This window comes from Rhodospirillum sp. A1_3_36 (assembly GCF_047263945.1).
Lineage (GTDB): Bacteria > Pseudomonadota > Alphaproteobacteria > Rhodospirillales > Rhodospirillaceae > Rhodospirillum.
On sequence record NZ_JBLAVB010000004.1, the window covers coordinates 137,000 to 154,051 of the forward strand.

Below are 17,052 nucleotides of genomic sequence, written 5' to 3' on the forward strand. Positions count from 1 at the left end.
AGGCCCCAGACCCCAGGGATTATTGGCCGAAAGGCCCCAGCCCTCGGGGGCATATTTGTAAAAGAAAAATGGGGATTTGGGGGCATTAGCCCCCAAATGGGCTTGGGCAATCGCCCAAAAAAGACGAGTCACTGTCGTGCACTGTGTCTATGCCGCTCCAAAGTTAAAGAATACTCGACATTCCCCCGCACGCGGAAATGTCGACAAATGAGTTTTTCCACACCCTAGTTAGAGTGCTCCGAGATCAAGTTTGGCCACTTCTTGGCCCAACTTGGCCTCGAAGACACTCTAAAATCTATACAATGAGAGTGAAATGGGCCTGCTTGTTCCAAGCTGATCCCATTTCACTAAGATCACTCTAATCGCCCGCCTGCACCGCTGCGATGGCACACATGTTGAAAATCCCCCTCGCCGAAGCGGACGGCGACAGGATATGCACCGGCTTGGCGCAGCCCAGAAGCAAGGGGCCAACCGCCAGACCATCGGCCATCACCTTGGTCATGGTAAAGGCGATGTTGGAGGCGTCCAAATTTGGCATGACCAGCAAATTCGCCGCTCCCTTCAGGCGACTGTTTGGGAAGATCCGCAGGCGAATCTCCTCGTTCAGGGCCGCATCGGCGTGCATCTCACCCTCGGCTTCCAACTCCGGGTATTCAGCCCGCAGCAGGGCCAGAGCCTTGCGCATTTTCTGGGCCGACGGAGCCTCGGAATCACCGAAATTGGCATGGGAGAGCAAGGCAACCTTGGGCTCTATGCCGAAGCGCCGGATCTGCTCCACGGCCAGCATGGACATCTCGACAATGTCCTCGGCGTTGGGGTCCTGGCTGACATAGGTGTCGGCCATGAACAACGAGCCCTTTTCCGTGATCAGCAGGGACAAGGCTGAAACATCGCGCACCCCGGGGGCAAGACCAATAATGTCCTTCACATGACGCAAGTGCCATTGGTAATGGCCATAGGTCCCGCAGAGCATGGCGTCGGCATAGCCCAGGTCCACCATCATTGAGGCAATCGCCGTGGTATTGGTGCGCATTACCGTACGCGCCGCATCCGGAGACACGCCCCGGCGCTCCATTTTGTGGTGGTAGGCGGACCAGAACTCCTGGTAGCGGGTGTCATCCTCGGGATTGACCACCTCGAAGTCGTCCCCGGCACGCAAGGGGAGACCCAGCTTTTTCAGGCGCATATCGATGACACTGGGACGCCCCACCAGGATGGGCTGGGCCAACCGCTCGTCCTTGATCGCCTTGATGGCGTAGAGCACGCTTTCCTGTTCGCCCTCGGCGAAGACCACGCGCTTGGGCGGCGTGTTGCGCTGGGCTGCCTCGACGATGGGCTTCATGATCAGGCCGGAGCGGAAGACGAACTGGTTCAACTTCTCCCGGTAGACTTCCATATCGGCGATGGGGCGGGAGGCCACGCCACAATCCATGGCCGCCTGGGCCACGGCGGGAGCGACCTCGGCGATCAACCGCGGATCGAAGGGCTTGGGAATCAGGTAATCGGGACCGAAGACATTCTGCTGCCCCCCATAGGCTGCAGAGACCACGTCCGACCCTTCCCGATGGGCCAAATCGGCGATGGCCCGCACACAGGCCATCTTCATTTCCTCGGTGATTGCCGAGGCGCCCACATCCAGAGCTCCGCGGAACAGGAAGGGGAAGCAGAGGACGTTGTTCACCTGATTGGGGTAGTCCGACCGCCCCGTGGCCATGATCGCATCGGGCCGCCGCCGCCGCACCATCTCCGGGTCGGCCTCCGGCGTCGGATTAGCAAGCGCGAGGATCATTGGCTTGTCGGCCATTGACCCGACCATCTCCTCGTTGACGATATTCGGCGCGGACAGGCCAAGGAAGACATCAGCGCCCACCATGGCTTCCTTCAGGGTGCGACAGGCCTGCGCCGTCGCATAGTCCTTCTTCTCCGCCGTCATCTCCTCGTTCCGGCCCTGGTGGATAACGCCCAGATGGTCCACGAGAACGATGTTTTCCTTCTTCACGCCCATGGCGCAGAGCAGGTTCAGGCAGGCAATACCCGCAGCCCCGCCGCCGGTGGAAACGATCCGGATCTCCTCCATGGATTTGCCCACCAGCCGCAGCCCATTGAGAATGGCGGCGGAGACGACAATGGCCGTACCATGTTGGTCATCATGGAAGACGGGGATGTTCATGCGCTCCCGCAGCTTCTTCTCGACGATAAAACATTCGGGGGCTTTGATGTCTTCCAGGTTGATGCCGCCGAAGGTGGGCTCCAGAGCGGCAATGACCTCCACCATGTGGTCCGGATCGTCGGATTTGATCTCGATGTCGAAGACGTCTATGTCGGCGAACTTCTTGAACAGGACCGCCTTGCCCTCCATCACCGGCTTGGCTGCCAGGGGGCCAATGTTGCCCAGGCCCAGCACCGCAGAGCCATTGGTGACAACCGCCACCAGATTGCCCCGGATGGTAAGGCGTGCCGCCTCGTTGGGATCCGCAGCGATGGCGCGGGAGGCCGCTGCCACACCCGGCGAATAGGCCAGGGACAGGTCGCGCTGGGTAGCCAGCGGTTTGGTCGGCGTGATCTGAAGTTTACCGGGCCGCGGCTCAGCATGATAGGCCAAGGCGCGGTCATCGAACGACTGGGGCATAGAGTCTGTTTCCTCTCGGATATCGTGCGTGCGGTCGTGCGTCTATTATTACCGGCGGCTTGTTTGCCGTCCTGGTGTGATAGGCCGGTTTTCTCCCCGGTCTCTATGAGGGTCCACAGCATAAGACGTCCGCCCCTGTGTAGGGAGTCGGAATTCACGTCTATTCTTGCATTATGGGAAAAGGATTGGTGCTGAGAGAGATTAAAAAAAACATTCCCGCTCCTTAAATTACACCAACCTAATGCTCGCTGAACAGATCCCTAACCTTGCAGACCAACCCCATGATGGGCCGAGGTTTGGCCGGGGAGAGATGTGCGGCGGCATGGTCAGACACGGCCTTGACGGGGTCGCGTTCCGCAGTCATCACCGCGTCCACGCCGCGTTTTTGCATCCGCCGGACAAACCCCTCGCCAGAATTGGCGGCGATAACCACCTGGACATCTTCCAGCGGGTGGGGACCGTCGTCCTTGAAATGGTGGAACACCTGCAGCTTCTCCAGCTCGACCCGCCGGACCTCCTGGGGCGCGGCATCCGCACCCGGCTCCATATCGTAGACCAGCCAGCGGCGACTTTGGCCTGCGTGACCGGAAACCGTGGCATAGTCCTTGTCGGTGGCAACGGCATAACGCATGGCGGACTCCCCTTCTGTCCTCTGCTTCCCCAGGAATCCCCCGATCCCTCCCTTTCCCTTATAAACCTGGATCCGGGGCGGGAAAAGGGGAGCGGCCGCAGGGCCTTCGGGTTCATGTCCTGCCCTGACGTCAGCCATCGCCGGGGCGGACCTTTTCCGTGGCCGTCTGCTCAGGGGCCGTCTGCTCAGGGGCCGTCTGCTCAGGTCGGTCAAAAATACCGAAAATGCCCCGCAGGAAGCCCGGTGTCAGGGCCGAAAGCGGATTAACCAAGATCCGGGGGTCTTCGATGCTCCCTCGAACCGAGTAATTCACTCCGAACAACCCCTGCCCCTTGCCGCCCAGAATAATGTCGCCCAGAACCGGAATGTGGCCCAAAAGGCTGTTGATGGCGTAAGCGGGAACCAGCGTTCCTTCCATGTCAACATTCATGGTGTCCAGGTTCAAGACCCCCGAAGCCGTAAGCCCCAGGGCATTGCCATAGGCCCGGGCATCCGTGAAGTGCAAAGCCGGGTCCGTGTAAACAAAAGGCATATTGAATTCGGTAAAGGAAATGCCATTCCCACCCAAAACGTCGAGGATCCCGGTCAGCCCCGCAAAGGACAGCACCTGGGCGAGGACCGGAGCATCCTTCAGGTGGAAAGAGGACACCACCGCCTGCCCTGTGGCGGTTCCCTGATCGTCCAACCGCCCGCTGACGGCCAGCGCCCCCCCATCAATCGTATCCAACGCCCCTACAGCACGCAACAGGCTTCCCGCATCCCCCGCGGTCAGGCTGAACTCCCGCCCTTCCCGTCCCTCCAGGGCCGGACCCAGGCGCAGGGCCAAGGGCGGGCCATCGCGCAGCCCGGTATCCACAAAAATATGGCGCCAGAGAACCGCATCGCGATCCATCCGGCCAACCAGATTCTCCAAAACCGTCGTATCCCCCAGCCAAACCTCACGCAGAGTCATATCCAGGATCAGGGGGGGCATTGAGTCATTGTCCCGTGACTCCGAGACTGCGGGATCTCCGGCAAGGCGGGCCTCTTTGTCTTTCTTCCGCCTCTTCAGCATCGGACGCAGGTCGAGCACGCCATCGTCCACCCGAACTTCCACCCCCTGTGCCCCCCCGAAGACCATTTCTCCCTTCACCCAGCTCTTATCCATCGAAAGGGTGGAGAGAGCCAGCCGCTCTGCGGCACCGGTCTTGGGATCGAGACGGACTGTCCCGACGGCCTTCAAGCCGGGATCAACATCTGCGGTAAAATCGATCGCAGCGTCAGTCTTGGAAAAATACCCCTTCAGCTTGGCCTGCCCCGGCACACCGGCGGGCTTGCTCCAATCCATCAGATCCAGCGCCATGGCCACGCCCGCAAGATCAAGGGTGGCTGTCAATTCATCCCGTCCCCCGGAATAGCGGGTATAGACCAAATCCACACCGGCCGGACCAGTCATATAGGGGGGCTGGAACAGGGCCGTATCCAGGTCGAACACCGCCCGCTGGGCATCGTCCAGGGTTGTCTTGACCTGGTACTTGGACTGGAAATCCGCATCGGCGAAATTCTCCCGCCAGGTCAAGGCCGCAGGGACCTTCGACACCAGGGCCGTCCCGGACACATCCATACCCGCCTTGGTCAGATTCAGGGTCAGGCGCCCCTTCTCCAGATCATGACCGAAAACCAAATCCGCCAGCCCCGCATCCTGCAACTGTGCCGCAACGGTCACGTCGACCTGTTCGAAGCTCAGGTCTTTCAGCAAGGGGAAGTCAAAGGCCAGATCCGTCGTCACCGACCCGATGGCCTTGGCCGGTTCGATGCCCACCACCCTGGCGTAATTCAAGGGATCATGGTCAATCACCGCCAGAACGCTGGCCAGGGATCCCGCTGCTTTGACCATGATCTCGGCACGCTGGACCGGTTTGGAAAAGTCGACGAAGTTCACGGAGCCGGAGACCACCTCCAGATCCTCGTATCCCCGGATCCGACCGGCCTCCACATCAATGCCGATGCCGTCCAGTCCAAAGGTGATCTCGCCGGTGACATGGTCCAGGGGGGGCAGGGGTGCCCGGTAGTCCACGGCCATGTCATCAACCAGCGCATATCCCCGCATGCCTTTGATGTCCAGATCGCTCAGGGAGGCTCCCTGGAAGTCGAATTGGAAATCCGCCTGCTGGATGGTTCCCTCAGACAGGTTCTGGGCGATCCATTCGCGGGCGCCATCGGCCACGTCCCGGGGCCAATAACGCTTCAAATCCTCCACATTCAAGCCAACGAGGCTGGTGGTCATCCGTAGACTGGGCGCGCCGAACAGGCCATGGCCTTCTGCCGAGCCCTCAATCACCGCATCCCCCAGGTCGATGGAGAGTTGGTCCAAAGACACATCAGACAAAGCGGCCCCGGCATGCCCTGCCAGGACAACCTCGGCCATGTGGTAAGTGGTCCTCGCTGCGGCAGGCAGGGTCAGATAGGCATCCCGCGCAGTCAGCTCAAAGTCCAGCCCCTTGACGCCCTGCCGGGGGTCCTCGCCGGTCAGGGCGGCCAGATCCAGGGTTCCCGTTACTCTGCCGGACAGGGAGGCATCAATCATCCCATTGTCGGACATCCCCGGCACAACCTTGGCCACCTGCCTGGGATCAAGGCCGGAAAAACTCAGGATCGCCTGAGCCTCGGCGGCTCCCCGCTCATGGGTCAATGCAATATCGAACCGGGGTCGGGCCTCTGGCAGCGCCAGATGAGCCCCCATGGTCATGGTCAAACGGGTCCCCCGGGAGGACAGCATCGCGTTGACCCGGGGGAAAAGCAGCCGCGCGCCCAGCACCATGTCCTCAACTGTGACCGATGCATCGGTCAACCGAACCTCCGCTACCGTCCCGCCGGTCTGCTGGGAGAGAACCTCAGCGATCCAATCCAACGTCACGACAAGATCCAGGATGTCCTCAGAGGGTGAGGAGAGAGATGGGGATGGGGCCTCTGGTTCAGAGCTAGCGCCGGACTTTGGTTCGATCCCCGGCAACGCCAGTGGCAAGGGCACAGGATCTCCACCGAAGGAGACGCGTCCATCGGGCAGGCGAACCAGGGTCAGAGAAGGACGCAGGATCTCAAGGGAGTGAACAATCAGCTCCCCTTTGATCAGGGACGCTCCCGAGACGGATATGGAGATCTCCGGAACTTCGGAAATCATGGCCCCATCCGGGGTTTCCAGACTGACGTCGATGGCGCGGACATCCAGGGCCCGCTCCCACCCTGCCCAGGTCACTTCGGTCCCCCCCACCCGCAAATGTACGGGAAGACCGGCCCGATTCAGGGCATCTTCGATCTGCGGGGTCAGAAAGTCCAGAAACAGGGGGCCCTGTTCCAACCGCCAAGCCAAAAAAGCGCATGCGGCGAGCACCAACAGGGCCACCGACCCGATGACTCGGAAAAGATACCGTACACCGCCATGAACCAAATGGATTTCCTTGTTGTACCAGGACACGAGCTTATCCCTTGAAGGAAGATCCCTCCTCCCCCAGGCTTCTGCCATCGCGCGTTTCAGAAGGGGACCACCGTCCTTGACGGACCCCGTCCTATGGCACAGTGTGCCGTGAAAACAACGGTGAGGAAATGCAGGAGTTCATTTTTCCGGGACGGAATTGTCCCCTTCCCCTGCCTGCGGACTCGGATCGGCTCAATTTGGGCTTGGGCCGCTGGCGGGACATCGCCGCAAACCAGGACACCCCGGAGACGGCGGACTTCGCCCGCGCCTTCCTGGAAGACCCAGACGGAAAAGCCCTCCTGTCGGCTGTTTTCGGCAATAGCCCCTATCTGTCCGCAGCCCTATTGAAGGAGCCCCAGTTCCTCTCCCGCCTTGCCCGCACGGGTCCCGACATGGCCTTCGCCCAGTTAATGGGCGAGGCGCAAAGGGAGAGCCGCGCAGCGCCGAACCAGACCACTTTGATGCGCGTCCTGCGCATCGCCAAACGCCGCGCTGCGCTGACCATCGCGCTGGCCGACATTGCCAAGGTCTGGACCGTCGAGCAGGTCACCGAAGCCCTCTCCGATCTGGCCGAAGGCACCCTGCGTCTGGCCGTGGCTCATCTGTTGCGCGCCCGGCACGACAGCGGCGACCTTGTCCTCCGCCACCCGGACGATCCGGAGCGGAACAGCGGCTTTTTCGTACTCGGCATGGGAAAACTGGGTGGGCGGGAGCTTAATTATTCTTCCGACATCGATCTGATCGTTTTTTACGATGCCGAAAAGGGCGACTACCGGGGCAAACGGAGCCTCAAGGAATGCTACATCGCCCTGGTCCGCGATCTGGTGCGGATCATGGAAGAGCGCACGGCGGATGGTTACGTTTTCAGAACGGACCTGCGCCTCCGCCCGGACCCGGGCTCCACCGCCGTGGCCATCTCCACCGAAGCCGCCGAAATCTATTACGAGACCATGGGGCAGAATTGGGAGCGGGCGGCCATGATCAAGGCCCGCCCCGTTGGCGGAGACGATGTCGCCGCCGAGGCCCTGCTGACCCATCTGCGTCCCTTCGTCTGGCGGAAGTACCTGGATTTCAACGCCATCCAGGACATTCATTCGATCAAGCGGCAGATCCACGCCGCCAAGGGTGGCGCCCGGGTGGGTGTGATCGGCCATAACATCAAGCTGGGCCGGGGTGGCATCCGGGAAATCGAGTTCTTCGCCCAGACCCAGCAACTCATCTGGGGGGGGCGGGATCCCCGCCTGCGCTCAAAACGCACCCTTCAGGCCCTGGTCGATCTGGTCCGGGCCGGGTTGGTCCCACCTGAAACCGCATCCGAAATGGCCCAGGCCTACCGCTACCTGCGGACCCTGGAACACCGCCTGCAAATGATCGACGACGAACAGACCCAGACCCTGCCCAAGGATCCGGATCGCCTGACCCTGCTCGCCCTGTTCATGGGAGAACCGGACTCTGCGGCCCTGGCCCGCACCGTCACCCGCGCCCTGGAAACCGTGGAACGCCATTACGCCCACCTGTTCGAGGATTCCCCCAGTCTGTCCTGCGAAGGCAATCTGGTCTTCACCGGAGGCGAAGACGATCCGGAAACCATCGAGACGCTGAAAACCATGGGCTTCAAGAACCCGGAGGGTGTTTCTGCCACCATCCGGGGCTGGCAGCATGGCCGCTATAACGCCACCCGCTCGAACCGGGCGCGAGAGCGCCTGACAGAGCTGGTCCCCACCCTGCTCGACCACCTCTCCCACACCGCCCAGCCAGACACCGCGCTGAACCGTTTCGATTCATTTTTGAAAAAACTGCCAACGGGGGTGCAGCTTTTCACCCTGTTCCAGAGCAATCCAGACCTGCTGGACCTGCTGGCGGAGATCATGGGAGATGCCCCGCGCCTTTCCGAACATTTGGCCCGCAACCCCAAGCTGATGGATGCGGTTCTGACTCCCGGTTTCTTCGACGCCGCCCCCAGCCGCCACGACATGGCCCAAAGCCTGGACTCCCTGATGGCCGACGCGGTCGTGTTCGAAGACACCTTGGATCTGGTGCGCCGGTGGGCCAACGATCTGCGCTTTGTCATCGGCCTATTGGCCCTCCGCGGGATGCTGGGACCGGAGCAAGCCGGGCAAAGTCTATCGGACGTGGCCGACCTCGCCCTGTCCCGTCTGGTGCCCCAGGTGGAGGCAGAATTTGCCACCCACCACGGCGAGATCCCCGATGGGTCCGTGGCAGTGATCGCGCTCGGCAAACTGGGCAGCCGGGAAATGACCGCCACGTCAGACCTGGACCTGATCGTCGTGTACGACACCCCGCCCGATAGCGAAGGCTCCACCGGCGACCGCCCCCTGGCGGTGACCGCCTATTACATTCGCCTGACCCAGCGCATCATCAACGCCATCACCGCCCTGACCGCCGAGGGGGCCCTGTACGAAGTCGACATGCGCCTGCGCCCCTCGGGCAACAAGGGACCGCTGGCAACCAGCCTGGAAGCCTTTCGCCGTTATCAGTCAGAAGCCGCCTGGACCTGGGAGCATCAGGCCTTGACCCGGGCCCGGGTGATCACAGGCCCACCCGAGCTTCAGGCCCGGATCGAGGGAGTCATCCGGGCCACCCTCGCCAAGCCCAGGGATCCGGGCAAACTGGCCATTGATGTTGCGGACATGCGCGCGCGCATGGACCGGGACAAACCCCCGGCCAGCCCCTGGGACGTCAAGCTGACCCGAGGCGGCCTTGTGGACGTGGATTTCATCGCCCAATATTTGCAGCTCCGCCATGCCCATGACACCCCCGGCGTTCTGTCGGCTGAAACCGTGGACGCCCTGGCCCGCCTGGCCGAAGCTGGGTACCTGGACCCCACCGATGCCGGATTCCTGCGCCAGCAGCACCGGCGCAACCTCGGGCTTCAGGCGACCCTGCGCCATTCCATCGCCGGGCAACCCCGGGAAGAGGACCTGACGCCGGGTCTCCGGACAAAACTCGCCAAATCCATGGGACAGGGTGACTTCGAGGCCCTGAAGACCCAAATGGAGGCCGACGCCGCCCGGACCCGAGCGCTGTTCGACAAGATCGTCGGCGAAGCCGCAGCAGAGGCCAAAGCCGCTGCCGCAGAGGCCAAAGCCCGAGCGGAAGCAGAGGCCGAGACAGAGGCTTCCACTGGGTCCGACGGATCCCAAAGGCCTGACAAGACAGCTGACGACACACCTGAATAAGTGGGAGATCCCAACCGATGACCACCACCGCCCCCGATGTCGGCGATACCGCCCCCGGCTTCACCCTGCCCACAGACGGCGGAGAGACCCTGTCCCTGTCCTTTCCCCGGGATAAGGCCGTGGTGCTCTATTTCTACCCCAAGGACAGCACCCCGGGCTGCACCACCGAGGCCCAGGACTTTCGCGATCGGACGGACGACTTCGCCGCCCTGGGGATGGAAATTGTCGGCGTCTCCAAGGACAGCGTCAAAAGCCACGACAATTTTAAAGCCAAGCAGGAGCTGACCTTCACCCTCGTCAGCGATACCGAAGGCACCTGCTGTGAAGCCTATGGAGTCTGGGTGCTCAAGAAGAACTACGGTCGGGAATACATGGGCATCGAACGGAGCACCTTTCTCATCGATAAGGATGGAACAATCGCCCAGGTCTGGCGCAAGGTTCGCGTCAAAGGCCATGTGGAAGCTGTTCTCGAAGCCGCCAAGGATCTGGACTCTCGGCCTTGAGCCCCATCCCTCCCCAAGACGGTGCGCAGGCGTCCCTCGCCGAAGGGGCCTGCGCCATCCTGACCACAGCCGACCCGGTCGAGAAGGTCGCCCTCACCCGCACCGTTGCGGCGGCCTGGGCGGACCGCCCCCTTCGTCTGGAGGGTGAGGCACAGGTCATGCCACCCGACCGGCCTGCCCGCCCCCTCCGGCCCGAATTGCTGCCGCCCTCCAAGATGCCCCGCCGCTCCACCGGACCGAAAAACCTGGTGGGGCTGATCCATGCCGTCTGCCATATCGAATTGAACGCCATCGATCTGGCCTGGGACATCGTCGCCCGCTACCCCGGAGAGGATCCGCCCGAAGCCTTTCTTCGCGACTGGATCGCCGTAGCCGTAGACGAAGCCCTGCATTTCGAACTTCTCTCGGACTATTTGGGGCGCTTGGGGGCCCGCTATGGCGACCTGCCCGCCCATGACGGCCTATGGCAGGCGGCGGAGAAGACCGCCCATGACCTGCTGGCCCGGTTGGCCATCGTCCCGCTCACCCACGAGGCCCGGGGCCTGGATACCACTCCGGCGACCTTGGACCGCATGCAACGGGTCGGAACCGATCCGGATTTGATCGCCATCCTCTCCACCATCTACCATGACGAAATCCGACACGTCGCGGCGGGGGCCCGCTGGTTCTCCTGGCTCTGCGACAGACGGGGGCTGGATCCCGCAAAGGCCTTTTGCGCTCAACTGGCAACCTATTATCCGGGCGGGCTCAAGCCCCCCTTCAACCACGATGCCAGGACCGAGGCGGGTTTCCCCCGGGACTGGTACGAGCCGCTCGCCCAAGGGGTATAATCTGGTAAGGTGCCGTTAACCTCTTCGATTCTAGAGTGCCCGAACACCAGCCCTATCCGGAGTCCACGACATGCGCGCGATCGCCGTTTTCCTGCCCACCACTTTGGTCGGTGCGCTTTTGCTCTCGGCCTGCGCCGTTGTCGAGGTTCCCATGGCGGTGGTCGGCACCGCCGTTGATGTCACCGGCACCGTGGTGGAAACGGCAGTTGATGTGGCCACCTATCCCCTACGCGACAGCAAAGATTGATCTCTTGATCGCCATTTCACTCTCATTCTAAGGATCTCGGGGCACTCTAGACACAATCACTCCCCCCTCACCGTCTGGGGCGTCCGTGGACCATTTCCGGATGGTCAGGTCCAGGGCGTAGCCAACCTTAGCCTTACGCAGGGCTTTCTTGGCCACCCGGGCCAGGGGGATCTTGTGGATCCGACAATGGGCGATCAACAGGCGTATCATCTCGGTCGAGGAAAACTCCCGTTCCGTGATCGCCCCCCTTTGGGATTTGATCTTGGCCTTAAAGTCCAGAGGATCATCACAGGTCATGGCCAAAGAGAGCACTGTTCCCCCACCATCCAGGCTTTCCACCTTACCCATGGACCGGCGCCTGTCCATTTCCACCTGGATTTTGGACCACTCCACCTTCAACCCTTCATTGATAGCCTGAATCACCTCAGCGTCCGAGAAGACCAGACGACGCATTTCAACGGTCATGCCTTTCTCCCCCCTTTATCGGTTCGGCCTCCCCATCGGTACATAACGCTTCAAAAACGCCTCCATGATGGGGCCGGCCCCATGGTCGAACAGGTCCACATGCCTCCCCTCGCTTGGAAAGAAGGTCTCCACGGGACCCGGGAAGACCTCAGCGAGGCGCTTCCCCATGTCTGGAGGAACCACTTTATCCTGTTGTCCATGAAGAACAAGAAGCGGCATGGACAAACTTGGCAAAATATCCAGGGACGAGAAACGATCCCTCATCAGCAACCGGACGGGAAACAGCGGGTATCGGCGACTCCCCACGTCAACCGCACTTGTAAAGGCCCCCTCGGTTACAATAGCGACGGGGCCCGGTTCCTCTGCGGCCAGCTGGAAAGCCACGCCGGAGCCGAGACTTTCCCCATAAAACACCCAGTGGTCGGGCGACAGGCCCTGGCTCCGCAAGAAGGAGAGCGCCGCCCGACCATCGGCCAGCAGACCCGCCTCCGACGGATTGCCAGGATTTCCCGCGAAACCCCGCCATTCCACCAGAAGCACCCCCAATCCAGCATCCAGGAAAAAGCGTGCTTTGGTCGCCCGGTCACCGAGATGCCCGGCATTGCCATGGAAGAGAATAACCGTGGGCGCCCCCGCTGAAGCCGCCCGGTACCAAGCAACCAGATCCAGGCCATCTTCCGTGCGAAGGGTCACGGGCGAGACCTCTGGCAGACCAGCCTCTTCCGGGCTTGGCAAGGGGCCCGGTGGGGGGCTGTACTGCAACTTCCGTTGAAAAAAGTACATGAAAGCGGCCAGAACAAGCCAAAGGAGCCCGAGCCCCAGAGCGCCCCATAGGACTCCTTTGACCAGGACCGCACTCATCGGCCCTGGTCCTCGGAGCCACCCAGAACAGGCCTGACCATCACGCCGCGCCCTGCTCGTCCGCTCCACTGATCTTGGACGCCAGAGACGCGGCCATAAACGCATCCAGATCCCCGTCGAGAACCCCCTGAGTGTCGGAGGTCTCCACCGCCGTCCGCAGGTCCTTGACCATCTGATAGGGCTGCAGGACGTAGGACCGAATCTGATGCCCCCAACCGATATCGCTTTTGGTGTCTTCCAGGGCCTGGGCCTTTTCCTCACGCAGCCTCAATTCCCGTTCGTACAACCGCGCCTTCAACATGTTCCAGCAATGGGCTCGGTTCTGGTGCTGGGAGCGTTCCGATTGGCATTGCACCACCACCCCGGTAGGAATGTGGGTAATGCGCACGGCGCTATCGGTCCGGTTCACGTGCTGACCACCGGCTCCCGAGGCCCGATATGTGTCGATCCGACAATCCTTCTCCTGAATGTCGATCTCGATGGCATCGTCGATCACAGGGTAGACCCAGACCGAGGAAAAGCTGGTGTGCCGCCTGGCAGAACTGTCGAACGGACTGATCCGCACCAACCGATGCACACCGCTTTCGGTTTTCAACCAGCCATAGGCATTGTGTCCGGTCACCTTGACGGTCACCGACTTGATACCGGCTTCTTCGCCTTCGCTTTCTTCCAGGTACTCCACCTTATAGCCGTGCGCTTCCGCCCATCGGCTATACATCCGCAACAGGATCTGGGCCCAGTCCTGGGCTTCAGTCCCACCGGCACCGGCGTGCACCTCCAGATAGGCATCATTGCTATCGGCCTCGCCCGACAGCAGGCTTTCCAATTCCCGCTTCCGCGCCGTGGCAGCGATGGTCTTCAGCAGGGCCTCGCCTTCATCCACGGTTTCCGTATCGTCCTCTTCCTCGCCCAGCTCGATCAGACCGATAGCGTCTTCCATCTCGGTTGCGAGGGCCCGATAGCCGTTGATCGAGCCTTCCAGATGCGTGCGTTCGCGCATCAGCTTTTGGGCTTTCTCGGCGTTGTTCCAGAGGTTTGGATCCTCGGACAGGGCGTTCAGTTCGTCCAGGCGTCTAAGGGCGTTATCCCAGTCAAAGATGCCTCCTCAGCAGTGCCATGGACTGCTTGATCTCATCGACCAGGGTTTGACATTCCGCGCGCATCGCGTGTCGTCCTTCCCATGTTTCGGGGTAATAGGGTCGCGTAAAGTGCCCCACTCGACGCCTCCTGTCCAGACGGGGAAATGACTGGCAGCCAATCCGGTGACTTCGCTCACCCCGCGCCCGTCCGCCCGAGTGGTTCCTTGTCATAGGACATGACAGTGTCTCGTGCCTTTTTGGGCTATCGCCCAAACCCATTTTGGGGCCGATGCCCCCAAACCCCCATTTTTTTGCCCCGTAACGGCAAAAGAGCGTTTCCGCATCCGACCAAGACCCTGAGCGCTACTTTCTCGCCCAGGGTCCTCATTTATGCACGGGACCTTAATACAATCCGCCCGCGCTTGGCGCCGCACCACCGCCACTGGGTTGGAAGGGGGCGCCTCCAGCAGGTGAGGAGAAGGCGCCCGTTGCGGGATCTCCGCTCTGCTGGAAGCTTCCGAAATCCCCCATGGGAACCGCAGACCCATCGATCACATAGGAGGCAGAGGCCACAGAAGGGACAGTCCCCGGCTTGAAGGCCTCCATAATCGAGTTTTCCGTGCTGGAGCTGCGCTGGCCCGTCAGCCGGTCAATCCGCACAAACTTGATGCCGTCGGGCGCCCGGAAGGGGATGTCGGGTTTATCGGCCAGAGCTTCCTTCATGAAGGCGGTGAAAATGGGTGCCGCCGCCGTGGATCCCGCCTCGTGGTTGCCCAGGGTGCGCGGGACGTCGAAGCCGACGAACACACCACAGACCAGATCCGGCGAGAACCCCATAAACCAGGTATCAAGACTGTCGTTGGATGTTCCCGTCTTGCCTGCAACCGTTTTGCCCACGGCCTGAACCCGAGTCCCCGTGCCCCGCTGCACCACACCTTGCAGAATAGACACCATCTGATATGCGGACAGGGGGTCGGTCATGATTTCCCGATCATCGGGAATACTAGGCAACCCTTGGCCCGTCCATTGGACGGCCTCGCAGGCATCGCATTCCCGGTGATCGTGACGGTAGATGGTCTTGCCCGTCCGGTCTTGGATACGGTCCAACAGGGTGGGCTCAATCCGTCGCCCGCCGTTGACCAGCATCGCATAGGCTGTCGTCAGGTCCATGACCGTAGTTTCCACCGCCCCCAAGGACGCCGCCAGGAACCGGGGCATGGTTTTGACCACTCCGAACTTCTCCGCATACTCAGCGACCACATCCATGCCAACCGCGTTCGCCAGACGCACGGTCATGAGGTTCCGGGATTTCTCAATACCCATGCGCAGGGTCGAGGGCCCATAAAACCGACCCGAATAGTTCTTCGGCTTCCATAAGGGTTGACCTGGGCCCGGATCGTAGACAAAGGGCGCATCCAGAATGATGGTGGCCGGGGTGTACCCGTGATCCAAGGCCGCCAGATAGACGAAGGGCTTAAAGGCAGACCCGGGCTGGCGTTTGGCCTGTGTCGCCCGGTTGAATTCACTGCGCTTGGGGGAGAACCCGCCGACCATGGCCAATACGCGGCCCGTATGGGGATCCATGGCAACAAGAGCACCCTCAATATCCGGCATCTGGCGCAGCGCGTAAGTCCCCGCAGGCAAGTCCTTGCCCTTGTCGTCCTTCAGCACCGGCTCCACCAGGACCACATCCCCGACCTCCAGGACATCCGAAGGCCTCTTGGGCGCATTGCCGAACCGTTGCCCCTCGATCCAGCGGCGCGCCCAGCTCATTTCCTTCATGGGAATGGAGCCGCCATACCCGTCTGCGGTCCCCACCTTGGCCTCGCCCTTGTCCAGGCGCAAGATCACCGCCAGCCGCCAATCCTCGGGCGCACCCTCAGGTGTGGCGATATCCGGCAGCAGGGTCTTCCAGTTCTCAACCGCACCGATGGAAGTGACCGGTCCCCGCCAGCCATGGCGGCGATCATAGGCGATAAGCCCATCACGCAAGGCCTTCGTCGCAAGGTTCTGCAGCCGGGGATCCAGCGTTGTCCGCACATACATCCCCCCCTTGTACAGAGCTTCCTCGCCATATTGGGCACTGAGTTGGCGACGCACTTCCTCGGAGAAGAATTCGGCGTTGTGGACCACCTGGGCCTCGCCCCGCTTGTGCACGGTGATCGGCTCAGCCTTGGCCGCCTCGGCCTCTTCCGCCGTGATATGCCCGTCTTCGAGCATGCGATCGACCACCCAATCGCGCCGGGCCTTGGCGGCCTCGGGCTTCTTGATGGGGTTGTAATTGTTCGGCGCCTTGGGCAAAGCAGCCAGGAAGGCGGTCTCGCCAATGGTCAGTTCATCCAGACCCTTGTTGAAGTAGTTCAAAGCCGCAGCGGCCACGCCATAGGACCCGAAACCCAGATAGATCTCGTTCAAATAGAGTTCGAGAATGTGGTCCTTGGTGAAAGCGTCCTCGATCCGGAAGGCCAGAATGGCCTCCTTGATCTTCCGCTCGATCGAGACTTCGCTTGTAAGCAAAAAGTTCTTCGCCACCTGCTGGGTAATGGTCGATGCGCCGACGGGGCGCCGACCGGACCCGTAGTTCTTCAGGTTGGTCAGAATCGCCCGAAAAAGGCCGACGAAATCGACTCCCGGATGGGTGTAGAAGGATTTGTCCTCGGCGGACAGGAAGGCATTGCGCACCCTTTGAGGGATCGCAGCAATCGGCACATAGACCCGCTGTTCGATGGCATATTCCGCCATCAAACGCCCGTCACCGGCCAATACCCGAGTGGTGATGGCCGGAGCGTAATTGGCCAGAGCCGTGTAATCGGGAAGATCATCCCCGTATTTGTCATAAAGGTAAGTGGCGCCACCAGCCCCACCCACCATGGTCATCATGACCAGCGACACCAGTATTTTTATCATCGGTCCACGACCCACATAACCACCCCTTCAAGCACGGTGTCACTTCCTTTTGGCAGGTTCGCCGATTCGCATGCTCACCGAGTCCGTTGATTCTGACGGGCCAGACAGGCCGCGCCGCCGCAGACGCCCCGTCCCCGACGTAGCAACCTTGGCCCAGGATCATGGCGATCCAATGACCTTCACCCTAGAATGCCTTCGAGATCGAGTTGGACCATTTCTTGGCCCAACTTGATCTCGAAGGCACTC

11 protein-coding genes are annotated in these 17,052 nt (G+C 61.4%); 4 read left to right on the forward strand and 7 right to left on the reverse strand.

Features of this window, described 5'->3' with window-relative positions:
* Positions 1-358: 358 nt before the first annotated feature.
* The 3 genes from ACLIRY_RS11085 to ACLIRY_RS11095 form a co-directional block, all read right to left on the reverse strand.
* Complete coding sequence (locus ACLIRY_RS11085; protein WP_413205453.1) at positions 359-2,629, reverse strand: NADP-dependent malic enzyme; 2,271 nt, start codon at positions 2,627-2,629, stop codon at positions 359-361.
* A 238-nt stretch (positions 2,630-2,867) separates the two neighbouring features.
* Entirely contained in the window at positions 2,868-3,260 is a 393-nt protein-coding gene (locus tag ACLIRY_RS11090; protein WP_413205454.1) for a NifB/NifX family molybdenum-iron cluster-binding protein, read from the reverse strand.
* Positions 3,261-3,390: 130 nt separating this feature from the next.
* Positions 3,391-6,714 (reverse strand): AsmA-like C-terminal domain-containing protein, encoded by a 3,324-nt coding sequence (locus ACLIRY_RS11095; protein WP_413205455.1) that lies wholly within the window; start codon positions 6,712-6,714, stop codon positions 3,391-3,393.
* 128 nt (positions 6,715-6,842) lie between these two features.
* Between ACLIRY_RS11095 and ACLIRY_RS11100 the strand changes: the two genes are divergently transcribed.
* The 4 genes from ACLIRY_RS11100 (at position 6,843) to ACLIRY_RS11115 (ending at position 11,494) form a co-directional block, all read left to right on the forward strand.
* On the forward strand, positions 6,843-9,914 hold the full coding sequence (locus tag ACLIRY_RS11100; protein WP_413205456.1) for a bifunctional [glutamine synthetase] adenylyltransferase/[glutamine synthetase]-adenylyl-L-tyrosine phosphorylase: 3,072 nt from the start codon (positions 6,843-6,845) through the stop codon (positions 9,912-9,914).
* Between the two features lie 17 nt (positions 9,915-9,931).
* Positions 9,932-10,417 (forward strand): thioredoxin-dependent thiol peroxidase, encoded by a 486-nt coding sequence (bcp, locus tag ACLIRY_RS11105; RefSeq protein WP_413205457.1) that lies wholly within the window; start codon positions 9,932-9,934, stop codon positions 10,415-10,417.
* Entirely contained in the window at positions 10,414-11,247 is an 834-nt protein-coding gene (locus tag ACLIRY_RS11110) for a ferritin-like domain-containing protein (RefSeq protein ID WP_413205458.1), read from the forward strand. The genes bcp and ACLIRY_RS11110 overlap by 4 nt, the downstream gene beginning before the upstream one ends.
* A gap of 70 nt (positions 11,248-11,317) precedes the next feature.
* Positions 11,318-11,494 carry a hypothetical protein gene (locus tag ACLIRY_RS11115; protein ID WP_413205459.1) on the forward strand — a complete coding sequence of 59 codons (177 nt, stop codon included), beginning with the start codon at positions 11,318-11,320 and terminating at the stop codon, positions 11,492-11,494.
* Positions 11,495-11,521: 27 nt separating this feature from the next.
* Here the strand turns inward: ACLIRY_RS11115 and ACLIRY_RS11120 are convergent, their stop codons facing one another.
* From ACLIRY_RS11120 to ACLIRY_RS11135, 4 genes are all read right to left on the reverse strand, one after another.
* On the reverse strand, positions 11,522-11,959 hold the full coding sequence (locus ACLIRY_RS11120; RefSeq protein WP_413205460.1) for a hypothetical protein: 438 nt from the start codon (positions 11,957-11,959) through the stop codon (positions 11,522-11,524).
* 15 nt (positions 11,960-11,974) lie between these two features.
* On the reverse strand, positions 11,975-12,820 hold the full coding sequence (locus tag ACLIRY_RS11125; protein WP_413205461.1) for an alpha/beta hydrolase: 846 nt from the start codon (positions 12,818-12,820) through the stop codon (positions 11,975-11,977).
* A 40-nt stretch (positions 12,821-12,860) separates the two neighbouring features.
* Positions 12,861-13,983 (reverse strand): peptide chain release factor 2 gene (gene prfB, locus ACLIRY_RS11130; RefSeq protein ID WP_413205462.1). Its coding sequence is split into 2 segments (ribosomal slippage): positions 12,861-13,913 and positions 13,915-13,983, totalling 1,122 coding nucleotides; the frame shifts between segments, so codons are not numbered across the junction.
* A gap of 318 nt (positions 13,984-14,301) precedes the next feature.
* Complete coding sequence (locus tag ACLIRY_RS11135) at positions 14,302-16,806, reverse strand: penicillin-binding protein 1A (protein WP_413205463.1); 2,505 nt, start codon at positions 16,804-16,806, stop codon at positions 14,302-14,304.
* Positions 16,807-17,052: the final 246 nt, after the last annotated feature.

Coding starts and splice junctions, on each gene's coding strand:
- ACLIRY_RS11085 (WP_413205453.1), bottom strand. CDS start 2,629: ATGCCCCAGTCGTTCGATGACCGCGCCTTGGCCTATCATGCTGAGCCG.
- ACLIRY_RS11090 (WP_413205454.1), bottom strand. CDS start 3,260: ATGCGTTATGCCGTTGCCACCGACAAGGACTATGCCACGGTTTCCGGT.
- ACLIRY_RS11100 (WP_413205456.1), top strand. CDS start 6,843: ATGCAGGAGTTCATTTTTCCGGGACGGAATTGTCCCCTTCCCCTGCCT.
- bcp (WP_413205457.1), top strand. CDS start 9,932: ATGACCACCACCGCCCCCGATGTCGGCGATACCGCCCCCGGCTTCACC.
- ACLIRY_RS11115 (WP_413205459.1), top strand. CDS start 11,318: ATGCGCGCGATCGCCGTTTTCCTGCCCACCACTTTGGTCGGTGCGCTT.
- ACLIRY_RS11120 (WP_413205460.1), bottom strand. CDS start 11,959: ATGACCGTTGAAATGCGTCGTCTGGTCTTCTCGGACGCTGAGGTGATT.
- ACLIRY_RS11125 (WP_413205461.1), bottom strand. CDS start 12,820: ATGAGTGCGGTCCTGGTCAAAGGAGTCCTATGGGGCGCTCTGGGGCTC.
- ACLIRY_RS11135 (WP_413205463.1), bottom strand. CDS start 16,806: ATGATAAAAATACTGGTGTCGCTGGTCATGATGACCATGGTGGGTGGG.